The sequence below is a fragment of the Cupriavidus sp. 01L43 genome, from assembly GCF_056399925.1.
Window position 1 is genome coordinate 139,741 of record NZ_JBFTSH010000012.1, and the last position, 19,372, is coordinate 159,112.

22 protein-coding genes are annotated in these 19,372 nt (G+C 66.7%); 8 read left to right on the forward strand and 14 right to left on the reverse strand.

Annotation, left to right across the window (positions count from 1 at the left end):
* Positions 1–3: 3 nt before the first annotated feature.
* Positions 4–483, reverse strand: coding sequence for a type II secretion system major pseudopilin GspG (gene gspG / locus AC1DP9_RS19640; RefSeq protein ID WP_092300045.1), 480 nt, complete (start codon positions 481–483; stop codon positions 4–6).
* Between the two features lie 177 nt (positions 484–660).
* On the opposite strand from gspG, the gene AC1DP9_RS19645 reads away from it, so the two are divergent.
* The 5 genes from AC1DP9_RS19645 to AC1DP9_RS19665 all read left to right on the forward strand — a co-directional run bounded on the left by AC1DP9_RS19645 (position 661) and on the right by AC1DP9_RS19665 (position 4,723).
* Positions 661–1,113, forward strand: a complete 453-nt coding sequence (locus AC1DP9_RS19645) for an RrF2 family transcriptional regulator (protein ID WP_092300042.1) — start codon at positions 661–663, stop codon at positions 1,111–1,113.
* Between the two features lie 103 nt (positions 1,114–1,216).
* Positions 1,217–2,437, forward strand: a complete 1,221-nt coding sequence (locus AC1DP9_RS19650; protein ID WP_477108265.1) for a globin domain-containing protein — start codon at positions 1,217–1,219, stop codon at positions 2,435–2,437.
* A gap of 80 nt (positions 2,438–2,517) precedes the next feature.
* The gene (locus AC1DP9_RS19655; RefSeq protein ID WP_255370959.1) at positions 2,518–3,216 is read left to right on the forward strand and encodes a general secretion pathway protein; all 699 of its coding nucleotides are present in this window, start codon (positions 2,518–2,520) and stop codon (positions 3,214–3,216) included.
* Between the two features lie 165 nt (positions 3,217–3,381).
* Complete coding sequence (locus tag AC1DP9_RS19660; RefSeq protein ID WP_477108266.1) at positions 3,382–4,002, forward strand: EF-hand domain-containing protein; 621 nt, start codon at positions 3,382–3,384, stop codon at positions 4,000–4,002.
* Between the two features lie 229 nt (positions 4,003–4,231).
* Positions 4,232–4,723: an Lrp/AsnC family transcriptional regulator gene (locus tag AC1DP9_RS19665; RefSeq protein WP_477108267.1), complete on the forward strand. Its 492-nt coding sequence runs from the start codon at positions 4,232–4,234 to the stop codon at positions 4,721–4,723.
* Between the two features lie 87 nt (positions 4,724–4,810).
* Here the strand turns inward: AC1DP9_RS19665 and AC1DP9_RS19670 are convergent, their stop codons facing one another.
* A complete protein-coding gene (locus AC1DP9_RS19670) occupies positions 4,811–5,518 on the reverse strand; it encodes a GNAT family N-acetyltransferase (protein WP_092300030.1) in 708 nt (235 codons plus the stop codon).
* Between the two features lie 332 nt (positions 5,519–5,850).
* Here AC1DP9_RS19670 and kefF point away from each other — a divergent pair, with 332 nt between their 5' ends.
* Both kefF and kefC read left to right on the forward strand, forming a co-directional pair.
* Complete coding sequence (gene kefF / locus AC1DP9_RS19675; RefSeq protein WP_477108268.1) at positions 5,851–6,447, forward strand: glutathione-regulated potassium-efflux system oxidoreductase KefF; 597 nt, start codon at positions 5,851–5,853, stop codon at positions 6,445–6,447.
* On the forward strand, positions 6,444–8,258 hold the full coding sequence (kefC, locus tag AC1DP9_RS19680) for a glutathione-regulated potassium-efflux system protein KefC (protein ID WP_092300028.1): 1,815 nt from the start codon (positions 6,444–6,446) through the stop codon (positions 8,256–8,258). Before kefF ends, kefC begins: the two co-directional genes overlap by 4 nt.
* A 1-nt stretch (position 8,259) precedes the next feature.
* On the opposite strand, the gene AC1DP9_RS19685 is transcribed toward kefC, so the two are convergent.
* The 7 genes from AC1DP9_RS19685 to paaA form a co-directional block, all read right to left on the reverse strand.
* The gene (locus AC1DP9_RS19685; RefSeq protein ID WP_477108269.1) at positions 8,260–8,901 is read right to left on the reverse strand and encodes a TetR/AcrR family transcriptional regulator; all 642 of its coding nucleotides are present in this window, start codon (positions 8,899–8,901) and stop codon (positions 8,260–8,262) included.
* Positions 8,902–8,908: 7 nt separating this feature from the next.
* Complete coding sequence (locus AC1DP9_RS19690; protein ID WP_092300022.1) at positions 8,909–9,706, reverse strand: DUF1835 domain-containing protein; 798 nt, start codon at positions 9,704–9,706, stop codon at positions 8,909–8,911.
* Positions 9,707–9,856: 150 nt separating this feature from the next.
* Positions 9,857–10,948 carry a 1,2-phenylacetyl-CoA epoxidase subunit PaaE gene (gene paaE, locus AC1DP9_RS19695; protein WP_477108270.1) on the reverse strand — a complete coding sequence of 364 codons (1,092 nt, stop codon included), beginning with the start codon at positions 10,946–10,948 and terminating at the stop codon, positions 9,857–9,859.
* Positions 10,949–10,975: 27 nt separating this feature from the next.
* Positions 10,976–11,587 (reverse strand): 1,2-phenylacetyl-CoA epoxidase subunit PaaD, encoded by a 612-nt coding sequence (gene paaD / locus AC1DP9_RS19700; RefSeq protein ID WP_477108271.1) that lies wholly within the window; start codon positions 11,585–11,587, stop codon positions 10,976–10,978.
* A 20-nt stretch (positions 11,588–11,607) separates the two neighbouring features.
* The gene (gene paaC, locus AC1DP9_RS19705) at positions 11,608–12,456 is read right to left on the reverse strand and encodes a 1,2-phenylacetyl-CoA epoxidase subunit PaaC (RefSeq protein WP_477108279.1); all 849 of its coding nucleotides are present in this window, start codon (positions 12,454–12,456) and stop codon (positions 11,608–11,610) included.
* 13 nt (positions 12,457–12,469) lie between these two features.
* On the reverse strand, positions 12,470–12,784 hold the full coding sequence (gene paaB, locus AC1DP9_RS19710) for a 1,2-phenylacetyl-CoA epoxidase subunit PaaB (protein WP_092300010.1): 315 nt from the start codon (positions 12,782–12,784) through the stop codon (positions 12,470–12,472).
* 21 nt (positions 12,785–12,805) lie between these two features.
* Positions 12,806–13,828: a 1,2-phenylacetyl-CoA epoxidase subunit PaaA gene (gene paaA, locus AC1DP9_RS19715; RefSeq protein WP_477108272.1), complete on the reverse strand. Its 1,023-nt coding sequence runs from the start codon at positions 13,826–13,828 to the stop codon at positions 12,806–12,808.
* 257 nt (positions 13,829–14,085) lie between these two features.
* Here paaA and AC1DP9_RS19720 point away from each other — a divergent pair, with 257 nt between their 5' ends.
* Positions 14,086–14,553: a universal stress protein gene (locus AC1DP9_RS19720; RefSeq protein ID WP_477108273.1), complete on the forward strand. Its 468-nt coding sequence runs from the start codon at positions 14,086–14,088 to the stop codon at positions 14,551–14,553.
* Between the two features lie 4 nt (positions 14,554–14,557).
* Here AC1DP9_RS19720 and AC1DP9_RS19725 read toward each other — a convergent pair whose 3' ends face one another.
* The 5 genes from AC1DP9_RS19725 to AC1DP9_RS19745 form a co-directional block, all read right to left on the reverse strand.
* Positions 14,558–14,836, reverse strand: coding sequence for a DUF1488 family protein (locus AC1DP9_RS19725; RefSeq protein ID WP_092300000.1), 279 nt, complete (start codon positions 14,834–14,836; stop codon positions 14,558–14,560).
* A gap of 99 nt (positions 14,837–14,935) precedes the next feature.
* Positions 14,936–17,047: an FUSC family protein gene (locus AC1DP9_RS19730; protein WP_477108274.1), complete on the reverse strand. Its 2,112-nt coding sequence runs from the start codon at positions 17,045–17,047 to the stop codon at positions 14,936–14,938.
* A 382-nt stretch (positions 17,048–17,429) separates the two neighbouring features.
* Positions 17,430–18,674 (reverse strand): nucleoside recognition domain-containing protein, encoded by a 1,245-nt coding sequence (locus tag AC1DP9_RS19735; RefSeq protein ID WP_454757388.1) that lies wholly within the window; start codon positions 18,672–18,674, stop codon positions 17,430–17,432.
* A gap of 84 nt (positions 18,675–18,758) precedes the next feature.
* Positions 18,759–19,145, reverse strand: coding sequence for a DUF488 domain-containing protein (locus tag AC1DP9_RS19740; RefSeq protein ID WP_477108275.1), 387 nt, complete (start codon positions 19,143–19,145; stop codon positions 18,759–18,761).
* The coding region (locus tag AC1DP9_RS19745; protein WP_477108276.1) for a hypothetical protein at positions 19,142–19,372 on the reverse strand (231 nt) is incomplete at its 5' end. The genes AC1DP9_RS19740 and AC1DP9_RS19745, both read right to left, overlap by 4 nt.

The window sequence follows — 19,372 nt, forward strand, 5'->3', positions numbered from 1 at the left end:
GACTTATTCCCAGTTGCCGATATCGGCGTCGTTGGCGCTGCCGCCGGCCTGGCCGTCGGCGCCAAAGCTGAACACGTCGATTTCGCCGCGCACACCGGGGTTCAGGTACTGGTAGGCATGGCCCCAGGGGTCTTTCGGCAGCTTTTCGAGGTAGCCGCCGCCCTTCCAGTTGTTCGGCACCGGCTCGGTGGTCGGCTTGCTGACCAACGCCTGCACGCCTTGCTCGGTGGTCGGATAGCGGCCGTTATCGAGGCGATACAGCTTGAGCGCCTGCATGATCGACGAGATATCCTGGCGCGCGGCCACGATACGGGCTTCGTCCGGGCGGCTCATGATCTTGGGCACCACCAGCGCTGCCAGCACCCCCAGGATGACGATCACCACCATGATTTCGATCAGGGTGAAGCCGCGGGCACGGCGCTGGCCATGCGGGCGGGCAGTGGCGGGCGTGCGGGTGGAGGAGAAGTTGGCGAATCTGCGCATCGTGGTGTCTGGCCTTATCGGGATGGACATTCCGCGCCTGACGGGCAGGCACGGCCGGGTATGGCCAGAAAGTATAACCCCCATGGCGTGACTGTTTCGTGTGGGGTGTGGCGTAGCCGGCAGGCATGCATTTATATCTTGCATCTTCAATGCATCTTATCTAGTATTTCAACCACGATGCAACTGACCCGTTTTTCCGACTATGCGCTGCGCCTGCTGATGTATGTATCGCGGGCGGATGGCACCCGGCCGATCACGATTGCCGAGGTCGGCCAGCAATTCGACATCTCGCACAACCACCTCGTGAAAGTGGCCGCGCGGCTGTCGAAGCTCGGCTGGATCACGGCCACGCGTGGCCGCCACGGCGGCCTGCAGCTTGGGCCGGGTGCGGAACGGCTGTCGGTGGGCACGATCCTGCGCGAGCTGGAAGGGCACAAGTCGGTGGTCGACTGCGCTGATCCGCCGTGCGCGCTCAAGGGCAACTGCCGGCTGAAGCTGGCGCTGGACGAGGCCGAGGAGGCCTTCTACCGCGCGCTGGACGGCGTGTCCCTGGGCGATGTCATTGGCAGCCGTACCGCCGAGTCGATCATCACCCTGCATCGTAATTTCCTGAACCGGCGAGCAGCCTGACGGTTCCGGGACATCAGATCCCGGGCCCCCGAGCCATGCGCCGGTTTTATTGTGCGATAAAACATGCATCTAGTATGCATGATAATTAATCGGAGTTTTCCAAATGCTGTCGGCAGCTTCCCGCCCCTACATCGATGCCAGCGTTCCCGTGCTGCGTGAGCACGGCCTTGCCATCACGACGCACTTCTATCGCGAAATGTTCGCCGCGCGGCCGGAACTGACCCGGCTGTTCAACATGGGCAACCAGGCCAATGGCGCGCAGCAGCAGTCGCTGGCCTCCGCCGTGTTCGCCTACGCCGCCAATGTGGATCGCGCCGACGTGCTCGCGCCCGTGGTGGAACGCATCGTCCACAAGCATGTGGCCGTGGGTTTGACCTCCGCGCACTACCCGATCGTCGGCAAGCACCTGCTCGAAGCGATTGCCGCCGTGCTCGGCGACGCCGCCACGCCGCCGCTGATGGCCGCCTGGGACGAAGCCTACTGGCTGCTGGCCGGCGAACTGATCTCCGCCGAAGCACGCCTCTATGACCGCCACAACGTGAAGGCGGGCGAGCTGCAGGCCGTACGCGTGGTGCGCCGCGAAAACGAAGGCGATGCCGTGGTCGCGCTGACCCTCGCCGCCGAGGATGGCACGCCGCTGCGCGACTTCGCGCCGGGCCAGTACATCAGCGTGGAAGCCAATTTCCCCGATGGCGGCCGTCAGCTGCGCCAGTATTCGCTCTCCGCCGAACGTGGTGTGGCGACGTGGCGCATCTCGGTCAAGCGCGAGGCCGGCAATGCCGAGACCCCGGCCGGCGCCGTCTCCAACTGGCTGCATGACACCGCCCGTGTTGGCACGACGCTGAACGTGAGCACGCCGTGGGGCGACTTCGCGCCCGCGCTGGCTGGCAACACGCCGATGGTGCTGATGTCGGCCGGTATCGGCATCACGCCGATGATCTCCGTGCTGCGCACGCTGGCGCTGGAGAACCCGAACCGTCCGGTGTTGTTCGCCCACGCCGCGCGCCATGGCCGTCACCATGCCCATCGCAAGGACCTGGCCTGGGCGCGCGAACGCATGCCCAACCTGCGTACCCATATCAGCTACGAGACGCCCCAGGACGGCGACGTGGCGGGGCATGACTACGACCACGTCGGCACGCTGCCGATCCACGCGCTGCTGACCACCGAGGAAACCTCCGCGTTCCAGGACGGCCAGGTCTATATGTGCGGTCCGATCGGGTTCATGCAGGCCCAGCGCCTGGCGCTGATCTCGGCGGGGATTCCGGTGGGCCATATCCATCGCGAAGTGTTCGGTCCGGACCTGCTGGACGACCTGCTCTGACCCGCTGACTGACAGCCGACACACGCGTCTGGTACGCTAGGCGATCTTCTTTGATCGCCGGCGTGCCGGCGTACTGTCTCGTGGCCACCCTTTCCCGGTCTCCGCTTCGCTTCGACCTCTCCGCTCCCTGGCTGCCCCGCGTCGCGGGGCTGTTGCTATTTGTGGCGCTGTGCGCGCTGGTGACGCACTGGGTGCTCGCGTTCAGCGCGATGCGCACGATCCCGGTGCCCAAGAGCGCGCGTGTGGCGCAGACGGAGGCAGTGGAGACGGGCGCCGTGGCTACGCTGTTCGGCGGCAGCGCCCAGTCGGGCGTGCGTGACGTGCAGTTGATCGGCGTGGTGGCGGACCTCGATGGCGTGGGCCCGGCCGCCGCCATCCTTTCGCTCGATGGCGGGCCGGCCAAGTCCGTGCGCGCCGGGACGTCGCTGTCGCCGCAGATCAAGCTGACCGAGATCCATGGCCGCAACATCGTGATCGAACGCAACGGCGTGCGGCAGGAAATCGCGCTGCCGCTCCAGACCGGCGTCAGCGCCGGCAGCCGTGGCACCGCGCCGGCGGCCCCGCCTTCCGGAGCTGCCGCGCCGCTCTCCACGCCGCTGCAACCGCCGGCCAACCTCGCACCGCCGCCGTCCGTGACGGCTGGCGCGATGGCGCAACCGGCCCAGCCACCTCAGCAGCCCTATCAACCGCCGCCGCCGCAGACCATGCAGCCGCAGCCCCAGGTGGCGCCGGCCCAGATGGCTCCCGGCGGCATGCCGGACGCGCCTGGCGGCGGCTGACCCGCCACTGTTTCAAACCATTGCGCAATATTGGCCTGTCTTTCGCCTGTTTACGCGAGTCATCCTTTCTGTGAGGCCCGTAACATCGTATTAAAAGTGCCAACTTTGCGAGATCGTCTGCGTTCTAATCCGTACATGCCCAACATGACGAAAAGGAGCACAGACATGCAACGGACTCACACGACGCACATCCTGAAGAAGCTGGCGGCCGCCTCGGCCATGGTCGTGGTCGCGGGCGCCGCTTTCGCCCAGGCCACCACGCCGGCCCCGGCACCGACCACCCCGCCGGCCGCCCAGGGCCCGGCAGGCGCCCCGCGAGGCGACATGGGCCGTCACCACGGCGGCCCCGGCCACCATGGCGGCATGTGGCTGAAGTCGGTCGATACGGACGGCGACGGCGCCATCTCGAAGGCCGAGGCCGACGCGATGTTCGCCAAGATCGATACCAACAAGGACGGCAAGCTCGACAAGTCGGAACTGGCGGCCTACCGCAAGGCATCGATGGAGGAGCATCGCGCCAAGATGAAGGCCGAGTTCGAAGCCAAGTTCAAGGCGGCGGACAAGAACAACGACGGCGCGCTGACCCGTGACGAGTTCAAGGCCGCGTTCCCGCGCATGGCCAACCGCTTCGACACGATCGACGCCAGCCGCGACGGCAAGGTGACTACCGCCGAAGTGGAGTCGAGCATGAAGAAGATGCGCGACGAACACATGAAGCACCACGGCGGCCCTGGCCGCGGTCCGGGCGCCTCGGCCCCGGCGGTGCCGTCGAGCAGCGGCGGCTAAGCCTTCGCCACCCTGCTGGAAAGCGCGACCTTCGGGTCGCGTTTTTTTTTGCCTCAGTACCTCGGAAAGTGCCGAAGTTGGCACCATCCTTGCCTCTCCGGGGCGCACCGCCGGCGCACGTCGAGGGCGGTTCAGGCGGATTCCTCATCAAATAAATTGCGTAGTTGTGCCTGACTTGCTAAATTTGCGCAAAAAAATTGCCGACAAATATACTGCGGAGCAACAAAACGTGAGCAAGGTGGAGCTGGACAAGATCGACCGCAAGATTCTGGAGGTCCTGCAGACCAACGGGAGGCTGACCAACCTGGAAGTGGCCGAGCGCGTGAACCTGTCGCCGAGCCCATGCCTGCGCCGGATCCGCCGCCTCGAGGAAATCGGGGTGATCCGCCAGTACGCGGCGCTGCTCGAGCCCAACAAGATCGGGCTGGGGCTGCTCGCCTATATCAATGTGCGGCTGGAGAAGCAGGGCGGCACGCCCAAGGGCAAGGCGCCGCTGGACCTGTTCCGCGCGGCCATCCAGAACTGGCCCGAAGTGGCCGCGTGCCACGCCATGACCGGCGAGATGGACCTGCTGCTCAAGGTCTATGTGCAGGATATGGAGCACTTCGCCCGCTTTATGCAGGAGCAGTTGCTGGCCCATCCGTCGGTGATCGATGTTCGTTCGAGCTTCGCGCTGGAGTCGATCAAGGACACCACGGCGCTGCCGGTGGCCGGCGGCTGATCGACGAAATCGGCTCGTAAACGCAATCGACGCACCACCAGGGTGCGTCGATTCGTCTTGCGATTCGTGCGATAACGGGCCGAGCCGTCAGATCACGTGCTTCTGCGGCAGCAGCGAGCGCCAGAAGCGCAGGCCGAAGCGCCGTGCGTCGCGCAGGTTGCGGCGGACCATGTAGTCGAGGTCGGCCACCTGTTCGTCGAGCGCCTCGGTCAGGCGGCTCACAGTGTCGGCGGGCGGCAGTTCCAGGTAGGCGTCGGCCTCGCCATAGGCGTATTGCACCTTCATGCCGGCCTTCTTGGCGATGTGCATCATCGCTGCATTGCGCGACAGGCAGTGCATGTACAGCGTGCGGACATTGGTATTGCGGCCATGCATTGCGGCACGCTCGAACAGCGCGCTGCCGATGCCCCGGCCCCGCGCGCTCTGCGACACCGACACGCCGAACTCGGCCACGCGGCCCTGGGCGTTGTCGCGCAGGTTGGCAAAGTGGCCCACGCCGATCAGCACGAGGTCTTCGTCATAGACGCCGAACACGGTGTCGTGGTCGAAGTCGATGCTGTCGACGTAGCCTTCGATCACATGGTCGCCAACGGACTGGCCAAAACGGAGCAGGCGATCTTCCTCGCCCAGGGCGAGAAAATGCTTGAGCAGGCGCGAGCGGTGATGCGCGGCCAACTCCCGCACCAGAACGGTGGGGCGATGTCCGGAGCGGCTGGCGGCACTGGCCTCGGCGGCACGGCGAAGATCTTCATCGGTTACGGCACCGACGGCCTTGCTCAGTTCGAGCGGGTTCACTTTGGTTTCCTCTTGCTGCGATCAGTATGAAAATAGCACCCACACAGTGAATGCCCAGCCACTTTCGGCGTATCTCGGGGCAAACACTAGGTTGCTGCAATGCGAAAAGTATTGTAGTGGATTTGTCAGGGTCGCGTAAGCTTTCGGGCGCAATGGTCGGCGCAGGAAATTGCATCAGACTGTGACGGCCAAGAAAATCCCGTAAAATCAAGCGGTTGCCGGAGAGGCCACAACGTCATATGGGTGACGGTGTGGATTTGCTGCAACGCCGCACACTTCCAGCGGTCTGTGGTGATCAGACGCTAACCGGAATCTTCGCCTTGCCACCCTCCATGCACGAGCCCCCCATCGTTGTGATCTATGCGCATCCCGCGCCCCGCCGTTCCCGCGTCAACCGTCCGCTCGCCGACGCGCTGGCCGCCCTGCCGCACGTGGCCGTGCGCGAGCTTTACCGGCTTTATGTGGATTACGACATCGACGTCGTGGCCGAGCAGCGGCTGCTTTCCACCAGCGAGACGGTCGTCCTGCAATTCCCGGTCCGCTGGTACAGCGTGCCCGCGCTGCTGAAGCTCTGGATCGACGAAGTGCTCGAGCCCGGCTGGGCCTACGGGCCAGGCGGCACGGCGCTGCGCGGCAAGTCGATGCTGGTGGTGGTCAGCACGGGCGGCCACGCCGATGCCTACGGGCCGGACGGCTCCCACGGCCATCCGATTGCCGATTTCCTGCTGCCGCTCGAGCAGACCGCCGTGCTATGCGGCATGACCTGGCTGCCGCCGGTGGTGCTGCACGATGCCAACAACGCCGATCCGGAGGCCATCGCGCTGCATGTCGAGCATGTGGCCCGGCATCTGGCGCCGCCCGAGCCGGTACCGCCCGAGGTGGCCTCGGCCGATGAAGTGCCGTCCGAGGAGCCGGAGGACGCGCCATGAACCAGCATGACTTCCTGATCGCGCTGCTGGTGTTCCTGGTGGCGGCCGTGGTGGCGGTGCCACTGGCGCGGCGGCTTGGCCTCGGCGCGGTGCTCGGCTACCTGATCGCCGGCGCGGCCATCGGCCCGTTCGCGCTGCGGCTGGTCACCAATGTCGAGTCGATCCTCCATTTCTCGGAGTTCGGCGTCGTGATGATGATGTTCGTCATCGGCCTGGAACTGGAGCCGCGCAAGCTCAAGAACCTCAAGAAATCGATTTTCGGCTACGGGACGACGCAGCTCGCGGTCTGTGCCGTGGTGCTGGGCATCCTGGCCGCGCTGCTGGGCGCGCCGTGGCAGGTGGCGCTGGTGGCGGGGCTTGGCCTGGCGCTGTCTTCCACGGCCATCGCGTTCGCCACGCTGGCCGAGCGGAACCTGATGGGCACCCCGGCTGGCGCGGCAAGCTTCGGCATTCTGCTATTCCAGGATATCGCCGCGATCCCGATGATCGCCTTGCTGCCGCTGCTGGCCGCCGATGCCGTCGGCGCGGTACCGCATGGCCCGCCAGCCTGGCAGACCGCCGGCAAGGCGGTGGCCGTGATGGCGCTGCTGGTGGTGGTGGGCCGCTACCTGGTGCGCCCGGTGCTGCGCTTCATCGCCCGCACGGACATGCGCGAGATGTTCACCGCGTTCGCGCTGCTGCTGGTGGTTGGCATCGCGCTGATGATGGATGCGGTGGGCGTTTCCATGGCACTCGGCACCTTCGTGGCCGGCGTGCTGCTGGCGGATTCGGAGTACCGCCATGCGCTCGAGGCCGACATCGAGCCGTTCAAGGGCCTGCTGCTGGGGCTGTTCTTCATGGCAGTGGGCATGTCGATCGACTTCGGCGTGCTCAGCGAGTCCCCGGGGCAGGTGCTGGGCCTCGTGCTGGGCTTCGTCGCGGTCAAGACGCTGATTCTGGCGCTGCTGGCGCGCCGTTTCGGCATCTCGCGCGGCCAGTGGCTGCTGTTCGGGCTGCTGATCTCGCAAGGCGGCGAGTTCGCGTTCGTGGTGTTCGGCGTGGCCGCCCACGCGGGTCTGCTGCCGCCGCATATGGAGGCGCTGCTGGTGCTGGTCGTGGCCTTGTCGATGGTGGCCACGCCGTTGCTGCTGCTGGTCTTCGACCGCCTGATCGCGCCGCGCCTGCATGCGCTGTCGCGCCGTAAGGACGACGCGATCCCGCCGCAGCACAACCCGGTGCTGATTGCCGGCTTCGGGCGCTTCGGCCAGATCGTCGGCCGCCTGCTGTACTCGCAGGGCATTACGGCGACGATTCTCGACCACGACCCGGACCAGATCGAGTTCCTCAAGGGCTTCGGCTTCAAGGTGTTCTATGGCGACGCCACCCGCGTGGACCTGCTCGAGGCGGCCGGCGCCGGCACGGCCCAGATCCTCGTGGTGGCCATCGAGGGCATGGAAGACAGCCTGGCGCTGATCGACCGCGTGCGAGCGCGCTTCCCGCACCTGAAGATCTACGCGCGGGCGCGCCACGTCTCGCACGTGTACCAGCTCAAGGACCGCGGCGTGGAGATCTTCGAGCGGGAGATGTTCGAGGGTTCGCTGATGATGGGCCGCCGCGTGCTGGAGGGGCTGGGCATCGATCCGGCCGACGCGCGCAGCGTGGCCTTGCGCTTCCGGCGTCACAATATCCAGGCGATCGACCGTTTCTACCCGCACTACCGCGACCAGACCAAGCTGGTATCGCTGGCGCGGCAGGCGCGCGACGAACTCGAGGAAATGTTCCGCCAGGACCGCGAACAGCGGCAGAAGCAGGAAGACGCGGAGTGGTCCTGATTCAGGGCTGGGCCGGCGCGCTGCGTGCCAGCCCGTCGGCCAGCCCATTGGCCAGGCCGTTGTCGAGCAGGTCCACGACCATCTCGGCGAACTGGCCGTAAGACAGCTTGCCGCCCGGCTTGAGCCAGGTGAAGGTCCAGTTGATCATGCCGAACACGGTCATCGCCAGCGCGGTCTGGTTCTCGCGCGTGACGCGCGCCGGGTAGGCCAGCCGCAGCTTGCGGGAGAAGGCCGCTACCACGTCGCGCTCGCGCTTCAGGATCAGGTCGCGCTGTTCGTCGGCCAGGAACTTGACGTCGTTGATCAGCGCGATGTGCCGAGTTTGAGACGTTTCGTATTCGGCGAGGAAGGCGCGCAGCAGATCGCCGAAACTCTCGGCGTCGGTACGGCCCTGACGCTCGCTCTCGGCTTCCACCTGGGTGACGATCAGCATCAGCTGGCGCGTGTAGCGGTCCAGCAGGTCGAACAGGATCGCTTCCTTGCTCTCGTAATAGTGATAGAGCCGCGCCTTGGACGTGCCGCAGGCCGCCGCGRGGTCGGCCATCGACGTGCTCGGGTAGCTGCTGGCCGCGAAGGCGGCGGCGGCCAGGTCCAGGATCTGCTCGCGTTGTGCCTCGAAATCGGGCGCCTTGGTTCTTGCCATGGGCCGCTTATTCCGCGCTCGCGCTGAGGGGGTTGCGGCGCAGTTCGCAGGTCTGGAGCGAATCGGCGTTGCCGCGCAGCATGAGCTGCCCGGTGCTGATGAGCTCCCGGCAGCGCCAGAACACGAACCAGTCGCTCGCCAGCAGGCCCTCGATGGCGCCCATGACGCTGGCGACCACCTCGGCGGCCGGCTTCCAGTCCTCGGGCGCGCGCTCCAGGATCACGTCGTCGACGTTATGGTAGGCGGCCGGCACGAGCGTATTGCCCTTCCAGAGCCGCACGTCGGCGTTCTCCTTCACGTTCTGCTGCCACTCGTAGCCCAGCCGGCCCAGCCGCAGCACCGAGACCGGCGCGATGGTCGAGAACCGCCGCGCCAGCCGCGCGGCCGGGTACATGCCGATGGCGGCGAGGTTGCCCTGGGCGGGTACCTCCAGTTCGCGCAGGTCCATCGACACTTCATTGATCCGCTGGGGCGCCTGGTACAGGTGGAAGACCACCCGGCGCAGCATGAGCTGGTCGGAGGCGCTCTGGCCGTGCCAGATGGCGACCTCCAGGTCGTCGCGGCGTAGCGCCTGGAGCTGGTCCAGCGCCTGGCGCATCTCGGCCGCGAAGTCGATATCGGTATGGGGCGCCACCCGCTGCCAGAAGCCGGAGCGGATCAGGCCGGTGCTGTCCACATCCGCGATGGGGCCGACGGCCAGGTCGTCGCGCAGGACGACCACCGGATCGGGACGGGCCGCCTGGGCCAGGGCCTGGCGCAGCGTGTTGCCCGCAACATCGCCGTTGACGACATGGATATATTGCATGACCGTGATTGTATAGGGTGCGACGTGTCCCGGCGGAACCCCGGCCGCCATCGGTCCCGCCGTTGGCGAACGGCCCTGTGGCGGACGATGCGACGCATGGAGCGTGTCCCGCCATTGTAATCACGGCAACAGTCGTGCCACCAGCAACAACTAGCGTTCGTCGTAGCTGACCACCACCCGGGGCGTGAGCGCGCGCGCCTGGCAGGTGAGCACGAACCCTTTTTCCATCTCCCACGGCTCCAGCGTGTAGTTCTTCTCCATCTCGACCTTGCCTTCGAGCACCTTGGCGCGGCAGGTGCAGCAGACCCCGCCCTTGCAGGCGTAGGGCAGGTCCAGACCGGCTGCCAGCGCGGTGTCCAGCACATTGGCGTCCTCCAGCGGCAGGCGCATCTTGTGCTGCTTGCCGTCCAGCACGACCACCAGTTCGGCGGTGCCGGCGTGGCTCGCGTGGTGTTCCGTCGACGTTTTACGAGGCGCGGACGCCAGCGGCACGCCAAAGCGTTCGGCGTGGATCTGGTGCGGATCCAGGCCCGCTTCCTTCAGCGCCACCTCCACTTCGTCGATCATCGAGGCCGGGCCGCAGACAAAGGCGGCGTCGATATCGTCGACGGGAATCAGCGTTTCCAGGAAGGCGGCCACCCGGGCGCGGTCGAGCCGGCCGTGCAGCAGGTCCACCTCCTGTGGCTGGCGGGACAGCACGTGGTAGAGCGTGAAACGGGACAGATACTGGTTCTTCAGGTCTTCCAGCGCCTCGGAGAAGATGATGCTGTCCACGCTACGGTTGCCGTAGACCAGCGTGAAGCGGCTGCGCGGCTCGCGCGCCAGCGTGGTACGGATCAGCGACAGCACCGGCGTGATGCCGCTGCCGGCGGCAAAGGCCACGTAGTGGCGCGCGGCGGCGGTGTCCAGCGGCACGTGGAAGCGGCCATCGGGCGTCATCACCTCGAAGACCTGCCCGGGCGCCACGGTGTCGTGCAGCCAGGTGGAGAACAGGCCGTCGTCCACCAGCTTCACGGCCACGCGCAGTTCGCCGCGCTCGTCGTAGTCCTGCACCCCGCAACAGATCGAATAGGAGCGACGCACGTCCTTGCCGTCGACGGGAGCCTTCAGCGTGAGGAACTGGCCCTGCGTGAAGCGATAGGCGTCGCGCAGCGGCTCGGGCACCTCGAAGGCGATCGACACCGTGTCGGACGTTTCCGGGCGTACCTGCGCCACGCGCAGCGGGTGGAACTGTGGGGTCATCGCGTGTCTGCCTCTGGCTTTCTGGACTTAATACGGCTTGAAGTAGTCGAACGGCTCGCGGCAGTCCAGGCAACGGTGGAGCGCCTTGCACGCCGTGGAGGCGAAGCGCGATAGCTCCTCGGTGTGCGTGCTGCCGCAATGGGGGCAGGCGATGGCCGGGGTTGCGTGGGGTAGGGCGCGTGGGACAAAGCGCAGCGGCCTGACCGTCGCGCTCGCGCCGATCTCGCTGTCTTGCGATCCGCAACGCCCCGGCGGGGCGATGCCGTACGCGCGCAGGCTGGCGCGGCCGGCCTCGGTGATCCAGTCAGTGGTCCAGGCCGGCGCCAGCACTGTGCGCACACGCCACGGCGCCAGTCCGGCGGCTTCGAGCGCGTGGCCCACGTCTTCCTCGATCTGGGACATGGCCGGGCAGCCGGAGTAGGTCGGCGTGATAACCGCCTCCAGCGTCGCGCCATCGTCGGCCAGCCGTACGTCTCGCAAAATGCCGAGATCGCGGATCGACACGACCGGGATTTCGGGGTCCGGCACGGCCTCCAGCGCGGCCCAGGCGGCCGCGAGGCGTTCGTCGGCCGAGCGCGGGCCGGTCGCGGTGGCGACGGGGAAGGCCGGTGCGAAGGGGGAGGTGACAGTCGACGCCATCCGCATGACCGGACCCCCGCCTACCACTGCGCGCCGGGGTGGGCGCGTGCCAGCCCCTGCATTTCGGCCAGCAGGTAGCTCATGTGTTCCGAATGCACGCCGAGCTTGCCCGTGGAGACGAACGCCGAGGGCGCCGGCAGGCGCAGCGTGGCGTCCTCCAGGGTGGCGTGGACGATGGCCTCCCAGGCGTCGCGCAGGCTTGCCGTCGGCACGGCCACGCCCTGGTCGGCGGCGGCCTGTTCGACTGGATCGGGCGCGAAGCACTCATTCATATAGGGCAGCAGGTGGTCCAGCGCGCGCTGCATGCGGACGTGGGACGCATCGGTACCGTCGCCCAGCCGCACCACCCATCCCGCCGCATGCTGCAGGTGGTAGCGCGCCTCCTTGGCCGATTTGGCGGCGATGGCGGCCAGCCCCGCGTCCTGGCTGGTCTCCAGCGCGGGCCAGAGTGCGGCCATCAGCGCCCCGTATAGGAAATTTCTCATGATGGTGACCGCGTAGTCGCGCTCGGTCCGGGCCGTGCCGGCCAGCGGGCCGGTGTGCGGCAGCTCCAGCAGCGTCCAGTTGCGGAACTCGCGTTCCTCGCGCCAGTACGCGTACTCGTCCTCCTGGCGCGCGCGGCCGGTGAGCCGGCCTTCGAGTTCGCCGGCATGGGCGTAGAGCAGCCGCGCCTGGCCGATCAGGTCCAGGCTGATGTTGGCCAGCGCGATGTCTTCTTCCAGCGCCGGGCCATGGCCGCACCATTCGGCGTTGCGCTGGCCCAGGATCAGCGCGTTGTCGGCCAGCCGCAGCACGTACTGCAGCGGCGCGGTGCGGGCGAGGTCGTGGGAGCTGTTGAGGGCGCGATCGTCGCCGACGAGGGTCTGCATCATGGTGCCGGCCTTACATATGGTTGACTTCGTCGGGGAGCTGGTAGAACGTCGGGTGCCGGTAGATCTTGTCGGCGGCCGGATCGAACAGCTCGGCCTTCTCCGCCGGCGCGCTGGCCGTGATGGCGGACGAGGGCACCACCCAGATCGACACGCCTTCCTGCCGGCGCGTGTAGACATCGCGAGCCATGTGCAGCGCCTGCTCGGCGTCTGCGGCGTGGAGGCTGCCGCAATGCTTGTGCTCCAGGCCCTGCTTGCTGCGGACGAACACTTCCCACAGCGGCCATTCCTTCTTGCTCGGGTGCGTCTCAGGTGTCGATTGCGCCATGTCTGTCTCCTTGGGCGGCGGTCAGGCGGCTTCGCGCTGCGGTCGTTCGGCGCGGCGGCGGGCGTGGGCCAGCGCGGCTTCGCGCACCCAGGCGCCGTCTTCGTGCGCCTTCACGCGCGTGGCCAGCCGCTCCTTGTTGCAGGGGCCGTCGCCATTGATCACGCGCCAGAATTCGTCCCAGTCGAGCGGGCTGTAGTCGTGGTGGCCGCGCTCGGCATTCCATTTCAGGCCGGGGTCGGGCAGCGTCACGCCCAGCACCTTGGCCTGCTCGACGGTGGCATCGACAAATTTCTGGCGCAGGTCGTCGTTCGAGATCCGCTTGATGCCCCAGGCCATGGTCTGGCCGCTGTTGGTGGAGGCGGCGTCCGGCGGGCCGAACATCATCAGCACCGGGAACCACCAGCGGTTCACCGCGTCCTGGACCATCTCGCGCTGGGCATCGGTGCCGCGCATCATGGCCAGCAGGGCGTCGAAACCCTGGCGCTGGTGAAACGACTCCTCCTTGCAGATGCGGATCATCGCGCGCGCGTACGGGCCGTACGAGCAGCGGCACAGCGGAATCTGGTTCATGATCGCCGCGCCATCGACCAGCCAGCCGATCACGCCGACGTCCGCCCAGGTCAGCGTCGGGTAGTTGAAGATCGACGAATACTTGGCGCGGCCGGTGTGCAGGGCATCGACCAGATCATCGCGCGAGGCATTGAGCGTTTCGGCCGCGCTATATAGATAGAGGCCGTGGCCGCCTTCGTCCTGCACCTTCGCCAGCAGGATGGCCTTGCGCTTGAGCGACGGCGCGCGGCTGATCCAGTTGCCCTCCGGCAGCATGCCGACGATCTCCGAATGCGCGTGCTGCGAGATCTGGCGCACCAGGGTCTTGCGGTAGGCGTCGGGCATCCAGTCCATCGGCTCGATCTTGCCGTCTTCCGCCATGCGCGCGTCGAACGCGGCCTGGCGCGCGGCGAGGCCAGCATCCTGCGGCCCGCCGAGCGGCGCGGCAGTGGGCTGGGCAGGCTGGCCGGGCAGGTCGAGACTCTGCGTGTACATAACGTCTCCTTCTGATGATGGCCGCGCGGTGGTTGTTCTTGTCGAGGCTGGACGGCGGTGGCGGGTCTGCTCACTATATATATAAACCGACCGGTCGGTCAATTTAATGGTGTATGGATGGGTGCGCGTGATGGGTGATCCGCCTATCCCATTTTCAGAATCGGCTCATCACGTGGGTTTGGCGCCACGTGTAGTATCGGATGTAGCGGTCGCGGCACGGCTGCGGCGCTTCTCTCTTCTTACCGGAGGACAAGGCAATGACTAGCACGGCTTACAACCGGATCGTGGTGGCGGTGGATGGCAGCAGCACGTCCGACCTGGCCCTGCGCGAGGCCCTGCGGGTGGCCGGCGGCGGCTCGACGATCCTGGCGCTCTATGTGGTGGACAACGGCGTGATGCTGTTCGACGCGGGCTACTACGACCCCACGCAGATCGAGCGCGCCTTCGCGGACAGCGGCAAACGCGCGCTGGAGGCGGCCGGCAAGCTGCTGGGCGACGCCGGTGCGACGTTCGAGACGAAACTGGTGACGGAGCCTGCCGTGGCCGGCGACATCGCCGGATCGATCAATGAAGCCGCGCGCGAGTGGGGCGGGGACCTGCTGGTCATCGGCACCCACGGCCGGCGCGGCGTGCGGCGTATCGTGCTCGGCAGCGTGGCCGAGGCGGTGATCCGTCAGGCGACGATGCCGGTGCTGCTGGTACGCGGGCAGGCGGCCGAAGGCTGATCGATCAGTCCGCGAAGCGGAAATGCCCGCTGCGCAGGACGATCTCGCGCGCCTTGGTCAGCTCGAACAGGGTTTCCGCCAGATGCTCAATGCGCTGGCGGTGACTCGTGAACGCGGCGCGCAGGTCGTCTTCGCGCGGCGACTGGGCGCCACAATGGTTCTCGAGCGCCTCGGCGGTCACGGAATACTGCGATGAATTGCCATTGACCGTAGCGGGGCACGATAGCGTCAGACTGGCGGCGCAGTAAGACGGAACGCTGGTCGGGAAGGAGATTTGAGCCATGGCGCACCTCGTACTTGTCGGGAACGGGGAAACGGCGGATATCCAATCATTCTAGGATAGTTGCGAGCGCCTGCCCGAACGCCGAAATGCCGGGCTATCTCATCCCGCCTTGACCCCGCGCAAGCGCGAGCGCGTCGCCAGCGCCTGTTCCGCCACCAGGGTGCGCAGCCTGGCGACCGTGTGATGCGCGGCATCGATATGGTTGTCCGCGTAGCCAGCCTGTTCCGCCAGAAATCGGTCAAAGGGCGGATCGGCGGGCGTTAGCGGTGCCAGCCGGGCCGGCGCCACCGCTGCCGTCACGCCGGTGTGACCCGGTCGGACGGCCACCTCGGCCAGTCGGGCCTCCAGATCGCCAAGCAGCGCCTGCACGGCCGGCACGGGCTTCGTGTAGATCTCCCCCGATTCGGTGCCGGCACGCAGCAGCCCCGCCAGTGCGGCCATTCGCCGCGCTGTGGCATGCAGGGTGCGATGAGTGACCGCCAGCGCCGGATCCAGTTCGGCCGCACATTGGGCGAGCGTGTCCTCGGCACGGGTGGAGGCGCGGCCGGCAGCCACGCGCAGCGCCTCGAGCCGGGCTGGCGCCGCCGACAGCGCGCGCGCCGCGCTGATCGAGGCGCGGAGGTAGACCGCGTTGACCGCGAGCGCATCCAGGCTGTGGCGGAACGCGCGCGACAACTCCGCACGTGGCGCCAGCACCACATAGCTGGCCAGCGCGATCAGGCAGCCGATGGCCGTATCGGCACCCCGCAACGCCGCCACGTGGCTGCTGCTGGCGGCGGGCTCGCCGAGCCAGGAGAACAGGATGACCGCTGGCGTCAGGCAGAACGCGAACGCGCCGGCATTGCCGGCCAGCCGCGTCGCATAGGCGGCGGCGAGGAATACCGCGCTGATGCCGAGCGCCAGCGTCGGCGTGGGGTGCATCAGGCTGATGCCGCAGGCCAGCAGCGCACCGCCCAGCGAACCGGCAAAGCGCAGAAACGAGATCTGCCGCGTGGTTTGCAGGCGCGGGCTCAGCACCATGATCACGGTGACGGCCACCCAGTAGCTGTGATGGACCTGCCAGATCTGCGACGGCAACAGGCTCAGCCCGCCCGCCAGCGCCAGCCGGAGCGCGTGGCGCGACACCCGGGCATCGCGCGCGGCGAGGTCGGCCAGCGTATGCGCCAGGCGGTCGAGCATGGCCGTGACGCCGGTATTCGGCCAGACGAAGCGCTCGCGCCATCGATCGAAACCGGGGTGCTGGGCCAGCGCGGCCAGGGCGGATTGGTAAGGGGGCGGCGCGGAGGCATTGGGGCGCTGCGCCACGAGGCCACGCAGGTCGCGGGTCAGCATCGCGCTCAGTGCCGGCAGGTCCGGGGCATGACGGGCGAGGGCCTGGCGAACCTGCTCCTGCGTATCGGCGAGGCAGCGCGCGGCATAGGCCAGCGGCAGGCCGTGGGTGTCGCCGGCGCGCTCGCGCAGTTCGCCAGCGACGATCAGCAGGGCGAAGATGGCGTCGGCCACCGCCACGGCGTAGGCGTAGTGGAGCAATCCCAGCGGGTCTCGCAGGCCACGCCGGGCGGTCACGGCGGCGCGCGCCGCTTCGATACGAAGGCGGATTTCCTGCTTATGTGGCGTGCTGTCGTGGGCGGGCGCGGTAGTCGCCAGGAAATCGGCAAAGCGCAGCAGGGCGTCGTAGACGGCGACTACCTCCGTCCGCGGCCGGGTGTCGCGCTGGGAGGGAATCAACAGCAGGCAAACCAGGCAGGCAAAGACGCCGCCTAGCAGGTAGTCGACGCTGCTCGTCCACGCGTAGGTGGCGATCGGCAAACCTCCGGCCGGCTGCAGGCAGGCGGCGATGAGCACCACATAGAGCAGCTTGAAGCACAAAGCGGCTGCGGGGCCGCGTAGCTCGACCAAACCGGCCACCAGCCCTGCGGCTAGCACCACGAGCAGTGCCAGCAGCGACGACCCCGAAAGGCTCGCGCCCAGTGCGCTGGCCAGCGCGCCGCCGATGCCCACGGTGCCCAGCGCACGCATGCGGGCGGCCGCCGTGCCTTGGCGGTCAGCCAGGCAGGTCCAGATCGATGCCGTTGCCGACCAGAGATAACCGTGTTCGCCAGTCAGCCAGCCGGTACCGGCCAGCGCCAGGAAAGACAAGGCGTAGACGATGCCACGCCGCAGGTAGGCGGTATCGGGCCAGTATCGGAGAAGGCGCGCAGCGGTAGGCATCGCAGGCAAATTAGGAGAGCGGCGGGGTGTCAGGGTTATTGCTGATGCCACTCTACGATGCTGATTGGTGCATCGCAACAAAGGTGTGGGTTTTCTGCGATTTGCGCGGCAACTGTGCGCGCTTGCACCACGACGGGGAAAAGCGACGCTGACCGGTGCAGATGTCACATTCGTGATGTAGACCGATCAAAAACCGCCTATCGATCTGAGGATTCCACAGATTTTGGGCAAAAAAAACCCGCGCAAGTGATGCGCGGGTTGGAATCCACCGAGGTGGTGGAGGAGACAGACTTCACTATACACAGGTTGTTGCGACGCACCAAGTCCCGCGTTCGAGAATGACTTCAAAAGCGCACAATCACGTTGCATTGGGACAACAGCGCTATCGAAAGAGGTAGGCGATCCACACGGCGGCGGTCATGCCGACCACATCGGCGAACAGCGCACAGCCCAATGCGTGGCGGGTATTGCGCACATTGACACTGCCGAAATAGACGGCCATCACGTAGAAAGTGGTCTCGGTCGAACCCTGGATGATCGCCGCGAGTCGGCCCTGGAAGGAGTCGACGCCGTAAGTGCTCATCACATCGACCATCAGCCCGCGCGCGCCGGCGCCGGACAGGATCTTCATCAGGCCGACTGGCAGCGCGGGAACGAAGTCGGTGTTGAGTCCCAGCCACCCGAATCCGGCCGACAGGCCCTGCATGAGCACGTCCATGCACCCCGAGGCGCGGAACAGTCCGATCGCCACGAGGATCGCCACAAGATAAGGAATGATCTGCACCGCGACGCCGAAGCCTTCCTTGGCGCCATCGATAAAGGCGTCGTAGACATTGACCCGCCGCACCGCGCCGCAAACCAGGAACAGGGTGATCAGCGACAGGATGAACGCGCTGCCGGCGAGCGCGGCCAACTGGCTCACCTGATCCGGCGGCGCCTGCCGCAGCCAGACGAACAGCCCCCCGACAGCCGCCGCCGTGATCGCGAACGCGGCCAGCACGGCGGGTTTGAGCAGGTTCAGTCGCTGCACCCAGGCCACGGCCAGCAGCCCGGCCAGGCAGGAGACGCCGGTGGCGAGCAGCGTCGGCAGGAAAATATCGGCCGCATTGAAGCCGGTGAGCCCCTGCTTGACAGCCATCGCCTGACGGATGGCGATGACCGACGTGGGAATCAACGTCAGCCCGGCCGTGTTCAGGACGATGAACATGATCTGGGCGTTGCTGGCGGTGTCCGGCTTGGGATTCAGCGTCTGCAGCTCGCGCATGGCGTTGAGCCCGAGCGGGGTGGCGGCGTTGTCCAGGCCGAGCAGATTGGCGGACACATTCATCATCATCGCGCCCTGTGCCGGGTGGCCCTGCGGCACGCCGGGGAAGAAGTGACGCAGCAATGGGTTCATAGCCCGGGCGAAGAGATCGACCACGCCGGCCCGCTCGCCAATCCGCATGATGCCAATCCAGAGGCACATGACGCCGGCCAGCCCAAGAGAAATCTCGAAAGCGGTGCGCGCGTTGTCAAACAGGCTGGCGAGCATGGCCGGGAAGACCGCCGTGTCGCCGTGAGCCAGCCGCACGCAGGCGGCCAGGAAGGAAATCAGGAAGAATCCAAGCCAGACGAGGTTCAGTGCCATCGACGTATGAGAGGCCAGTGAGAAGCTTCGCCTTGCCTGCTTACTAATAAGGAGGCGGCGAAGCTTCGCATCATATCGTGCGGATTACGCCAGGTCGGCGCCGCGCTTGGCCAGCAGGTCGCGCAGGATGCTGCGGTGACAGTGAGATTCGTCCTCGCAATAGCAACCGAGCGAGAAGTTCGTCTGATGGGACAAGGCTGCAAGGAGATCTAGCGTGCGGCTGGCATCGGGCTCGGCCATCTCGGCACGGTACTTCTTCTCGAAGGCACGCCACGCCTTGCCGTCCGTGGCGGCCTGGGCCTGCGCGACGAGGTCCGTGGATGGTGCAAGCGCCGGGTACCAGACATCGTAATAGTCACGGCTGGCGAACTCAGCCTTTGGCACCCCGCGCGGCGGCCGTCGCACCGTGCCCATGCGCAGCCCCTCATCCTCGGCGCGCGGCGATCCTAATCTCACGATACGGATGGTCATGGTTTCCTCGTTTTGTGCTCTAAACGGCACCTGAGATGAACTTGAGAATTATTTTGCGAAATCGCTTGCCAGCCTGCCATCAGTCGCCTACTATTCGTCCCCTCGCAACACAAACCGCGCTGCAAACGCAGCAGCGACAAGGGTTGTGGGGTTGATGGGGTGGTCGGGCTGAGGAGTTTTACAGCGCTGACCGCAGCGAAAAAAACTTCGCTGACCTGTTGACGAAA

Bases quoted from the DNA above. Each gene is read 5' to 3' on its own strand.
- gspG (WP_092300045.1), bottom strand. From the start codon at position 483: ATGCGCAGATTCGCCAACTTCTCCTCCACCCGCACGCCCGCCACTGCC.
- AC1DP9_RS19645 (WP_092300042.1), top strand. From the start codon at position 661: ATGCAACTGACCCGTTTTTCCGACTATGCGCTGCGCCTGCTGATGTAT.
- AC1DP9_RS19650 (WP_477108265.1), top strand. From the start codon at position 1,217: ATGCTGTCGGCAGCTTCCCGCCCCTACATCGATGCCAGCGTTCCCGTG.
- AC1DP9_RS19660 (WP_477108266.1), top strand. From the start codon at position 3,382: ATGCAACGGACTCACACGACGCACATCCTGAAGAAGCTGGCGGCCGCC.
- kefF (WP_477108268.1), top strand. From the start codon at position 5,851: ATGCACGAGCCCCCCATCGTTGTGATCTATGCGCATCCCGCGCCCCGC.
- kefC (WP_092300028.1), top strand. From the start codon at position 6,444: ATGAACCAGCATGACTTCCTGATCGCGCTGCTGGTGTTCCTGGTGGCG.
- AC1DP9_RS19690 (WP_092300022.1), bottom strand. From the start codon at position 9,706: ATGCAATATATCCATGTCGTCAACGGCGATGTTGCGGGCAACACGCTG.
- paaE (WP_477108270.1), bottom strand. From the start codon at position 10,948: ATGACCCCACAGTTCCACCCGCTGCGCGTGGCGCAGGTACGCCCGGAA.
- paaD (WP_477108271.1), bottom strand. From the start codon at position 11,587: ATGGCGTCGACTGTCACCTCCCCCTTCGCACCGGCCTTCCCCGTCGCC.
- paaC (WP_477108279.1), bottom strand. From the start codon at position 12,456: ATGCAGACCCTCGTCGGCGACGATCGCGCCCTCAACAGCTCCCACGAC.
- paaB (WP_092300010.1), bottom strand. From the start codon at position 12,784: ATGGCGCAATCGACACCTGAGACGCACCCGAGCAAGAAGGAATGGCCG.
- paaA (WP_477108272.1), bottom strand. From the start codon at position 13,828: ATGTACACGCAGAGTCTCGACCTGCCCGGCCAGCCTGCCCAGCCCACT.
- AC1DP9_RS19720 (WP_477108273.1), top strand. From the start codon at position 14,086: ATGACTAGCACGGCTTACAACCGGATCGTGGTGGCGGTGGATGGCAGC.
- AC1DP9_RS19725 (WP_092300000.1), bottom strand. From the start codon at position 14,836: ATGGCTCAAATCTCCTTCCCGACCAGCGTTCCGTCTTACTGCGCCGCC.
- AC1DP9_RS19730 (WP_477108274.1), bottom strand. From the start codon at position 17,047: ATGCCTACCGCTGCGCGCCTTCTCCGATACTGGCCCGATACCGCCTAC.
- AC1DP9_RS19735 (WP_454757388.1), bottom strand. From the start codon at position 18,674: ATGGCACTGAACCTCGTCTGGCTTGGATTCTTCCTGATTTCCTTCCTG.
- AC1DP9_RS19740 (WP_477108275.1), bottom strand. From the start codon at position 19,145: ATGACCATCCGTATCGTGAGATTAGGATCGCCGCGCGCCGAGGATGAG.